This is a genomic window from Micrococcus lylae, from assembly GCF_900163825.1.
Classification (GTDB): domain Bacteria; phylum Actinomycetota; class Actinomycetes; order Actinomycetales; family Micrococcaceae; genus Micrococcus; species Micrococcus lylae.
Window position 1 is genome coordinate 1 of the sequence record NZ_FUKP01000033.1, and the last position, 3,355, is coordinate 3,355.

Consider the following 3,355-nt stretch of genomic DNA (forward strand, 5'->3'; position numbering starts at 1 on the left):
GCCGGCGGTGGGGGAGCCGGGGGCGGTGCCGCCGGCACCGGCCACTGGCTCCTCGCGGTCTCGCTGCACTACGTCGCCGGCCTGGCGGTCCTCTCCCGCGCGATCGACGCCGGCACCGACGTCGTGCCCCTGCCCGCCGGCCCCTTCACCGCCGCCGCCTTCGCGCAGGCCTGCGCACAGCTGCCGGACGACGGCCGGCCGCGGCTCGTCTCCCTCGTGCCCACCCAGGTCTCCCGTCTGCTCGCCGAGGACGCGGACCCGGCCGGACGGGAGGCGTTGGGCGGCTTCGACCACGTGCTCGTCGGCGGGGCCCGCCTGGCCGGTCCCCTGCGCGCCGCCGCCGAGGCCGCCGGGATCCGGCTCACCGCCACCTACGGCATGGCCGAGACCTGCGGCGGCTGCGTCTACGACGGTCTGCCCCTGCCCGGCGTCGCCCCCGAGATCCTCGACCCGGACGAGGAGGGCGTCGGCCGCGTCCGCCTCGCCGGCCCCATGGTCGCCGCCGGCTACCTGGACGACCCCGCCCGCACCGCCGCCTGCTTCGACCACCCGGACGATTCCTTCCCTGCCCGGTTCCTCACCGAGGACCTCGGCCGCCTGATCCACGACGACGGCCCCCGCCTGGCCGTGACCGGCCGCGCAGACGACGTGGTCATCACCGGCGGCGTGAAGGTCTCCGCCGCCGCGGTGCAGGCCGTGCTCGAGGCGGCCCCGGACGTCGCGGATGTCTTCGTCGGCGCCGTGGAGGACCCGGAGTGGGGCCAGCGGCTCTGCGCGGCGGTCGTCCCCGCGCAGGGGGCACACGCCTGGCGCGAGGACACGCAGAGGAGACTGGCCGTCGTCGTGAAGGATGCACTCGGCGGGCCGGCGACGCCCAAGACCTGGCTGGCCCTGGACGCCCTGCCGCTGCTGTCCACGGGGAAGCCGGACCGGCGCGCGCTCACGGCACAGTTCGCCGCCGCATAGGCTCAGCGGCCGTACCTGCTGCCCCGCCCCGCGACCTGACCCGCCCCGACCTCCTCACCGCCGCGGCCCTGCTCGCCAGCGCCTTCGACCAGGCGGCGTCTCGCAGGCGACGATGCAGCGGCCGGTGCACGCAGTCCGCTGAGCGCAACTCCTCCGTAGGCTGGTCCCATGAGCTCCCCCCACCTGCGCGACGCGACCGCCGCCGACCTCGACGCCCTCGCGGCCGTCGCCGCCGAGGCCCTGTCCACGCTGCCGCTGTGGACCGAGCTGATCCCGGACCGGGGCGAACGCCGGGCCGTCATGGCCGCCCTGTACCGCGGCATGTTCGCCGACGCCCTGGCCCGCGGTGGCCGTGTCCGGCTCGCTGAGGACGAGCACGGCGTGACCGCCGCCGCCCTCTGGTCCTCCCCCGGCAACTGGCGGCCCTCCACCCTCCGCAGTCTCCAGGCGCTGCCCGGCATGGTCCGCGCCCTGGGCCTGCGCGGCACCGTGCGCCTGATGACGGTCAGCGGGCGCGGCTCGGCCGTCGCCGTGAAGTCCCACCCGTCCGAGCCGCACTGGTACCTCGCCGTGGTCGCCACAGCCGACCGGTCCCGCGGCCGGGGCCTCGGCACCCTGCTCCTGGAGGACGGCCTGGCCCACGTGGACGCGCAGGGCATGCCTGCCTACCTGGAGTGCGAGCCGCACCTGGAGGGCTGGTACCGCCGCTTCGGGTTCGGGGTCCGCCAGGTCCTCGAGATCCCGGAGGGCATCGTGGACGGGGCCGTGCTTGATCACCAGCTGGGCATGTGGAGGATCCCCTCCCACGCCTGACGCCGCCGGGCCCGCCCGCCGTCGACCTGCGTGGGACAATGACCGGTGGCCGACTCGCACCGCGGCCGCCCTGCACGGAACCAGGAGGTCCACCGCACCCATGGCCACGATGTCCCAGTGGGTCGCCGCCGCTCGCCTGCGCACGCTGCCGATGGCAGTGGTGCCGGTTGTCACCGGCTCGGCCGCCGCACACACCCTGGACGGCTTCCACCTCGGCCGCGGGCTGCTGGCGATGGTCGTCGCCCTGGCCCTGCAGGTGGGTGTGAACTACGCCAACGACTACTCGGACGGCATCCGCGGCACCGACGACGACCGCGTCGGCCCCTTCCGCCTCACCGCGTCGAAGCAGACGGCGGCGAAGAACGTGAAGAACGCGGCGTTCGCCTGCTTCGGTGTGGCCACGCTCGCCGGATTCTTCCTGGTGGCCCTGTCCGGCACCTGGTGGTTCCTGCTGGTCGGCGCCGCCGCCGTGGCCGCCGCCTGGTTCTACACCGGCGGCTCCAAGCCCTACGGCTACCTGGGCCTGGGCGAGGTGTTCGTGTTCGTGTTCTTCGGCCTCGTGGCCGGCCTCGGCACCACCTACACGCAGGCCCTCGAGCTGAACGCGGCCGCCTGGGTCGCCGCCGTCTCCTCCGGCCTGTTCTCCACGGCCCTGCTGATGGCCAACAACATCCGGGACATCCCCACGGACCGCGAGGTCGGCAAGATGACCCTCGCCGCCCGCGTGGGCGACCGACCGGCCCGCTACGGCTACATCGGCATGATGGCCGTGGCCACCCTGCTGCCCCTGGTCCTGCTCGGCGCCTCCGGCTGGTTCGCGCTGACCGTGCTCTCCGCGGCCCTGGCGTGGATCCCGTCCCGCACCGTCCTGAAGGCGGACCACCCGCGCAGGCTCATCCCCGTCCTGAAGGCCACCTCCACGGTCGGGATCTTCTGGGCGATCCTGTTCGTCATCGCCTGCCTCACCGTCTGAGCCGCTCCCCCGGCCAGACGGCCGCAGACAACGACGACGGCCGCCCACCGGCGCAGGTGGGCGGCCGTTCTCGTGGGGTCGGGTCGTCCCGGCCGAGCCGGGCGGAGACCACGGCGAACGTGCGGCCGGAAGGCGCGTGCCGTCGTCGGGAAACAGGAGGTGCCCCTCGACAACTGGTGAGGACTCACCGTCGTCAGGGCCCGGAGTCCCGGCTCAGAGGGCGTGTCCTCACCAGTTGACGGCAGGGAACCGGGTGGCTCAGCTGCGGAAGCGGCCCTCGGTGTAGGCGTCCTCGGCCTCGGCATCGGCCTGCTCGGTCCTGCCGCGGCGGTTCCGGGACACGCCCCGACGCCAGGCCGCCATGTCCTCGGTCGCACCGTCACGCAGCCGGCGCAGACCCAGGTAGCCGACCGCGAAGGACAGGATCAACGCCACCAGCACGGACAGCACCATGCCGAGGTCCATCGCCATGCAGAGGTACCAGACGCCGACGAACACGACGATGCGGATGAGGCCGTAGAGGAGGAAACGCACCCCGCCATTCTAGGTGTACTCGGCCATGACGTTGGTGACAGATAGACGTTGACGATGAAAAGAACCTCC

General features: G+C 73.7%; 4 protein-coding genes. 3 read left to right on the forward strand and 1 reads right to left on the reverse strand.

Annotated elements, in window-relative coordinates; all coding sequences use genetic code 11:
* The 3 genes from FM125_RS05085 to FM125_RS05095 form a co-directional block, all read left to right on the forward strand.
* Positions 1 to 966, forward strand: a 966-nt coding sequence (locus tag FM125_RS05085) for an AMP-binding protein (protein ID WP_143745225.1), incomplete at its 5' end; no start/stop codon positions are given.
* 168 nt (positions 967 to 1,134) lie between these two features.
* Positions 1,135 to 1,779, forward strand: coding sequence for a GNAT family N-acetyltransferase (locus FM125_RS05090; RefSeq protein WP_087133846.1), 645 nt, complete (start codon positions 1,135 to 1,137; stop codon positions 1,777 to 1,779).
* A 100-nt stretch (positions 1,780 to 1,879) separates the two neighbouring features.
* Complete coding sequence (locus FM125_RS05095; protein ID WP_087133847.1) at positions 1,880 to 2,752, forward strand: 1,4-dihydroxy-2-naphthoate polyprenyltransferase; 873 nt, start codon at positions 1,880 to 1,882, stop codon at positions 2,750 to 2,752.
* A gap of 258 nt (positions 2,753 to 3,010) precedes the next feature.
* Here the strand turns inward: FM125_RS05095 and FM125_RS05100 are convergent, their stop codons facing one another.
* Positions 3,011 to 3,286: a DUF4229 domain-containing protein gene (locus FM125_RS05100; protein ID WP_087133848.1), complete on the reverse strand. Its 276-nt coding sequence runs from the start codon at positions 3,284 to 3,286 to the stop codon at positions 3,011 to 3,013.
* Positions 3,287 to 3,355 lie beyond the last annotated feature (69 nt).

What these genes read in the sequence shown, in the direction of transcription:
- FM125_RS05090 (WP_087133846.1), top strand. Translation starts at nt 1,135, where the DNA reads ATGAGCTCCCCCCACCTGCGCGACGCGACCGCCGCCGACCTCGACGCC.
- FM125_RS05095 (WP_087133847.1), top strand. Translation starts at nt 1,880, where the DNA reads ATGGCCACGATGTCCCAGTGGGTCGCCGCCGCTCGCCTGCGCACGCTG.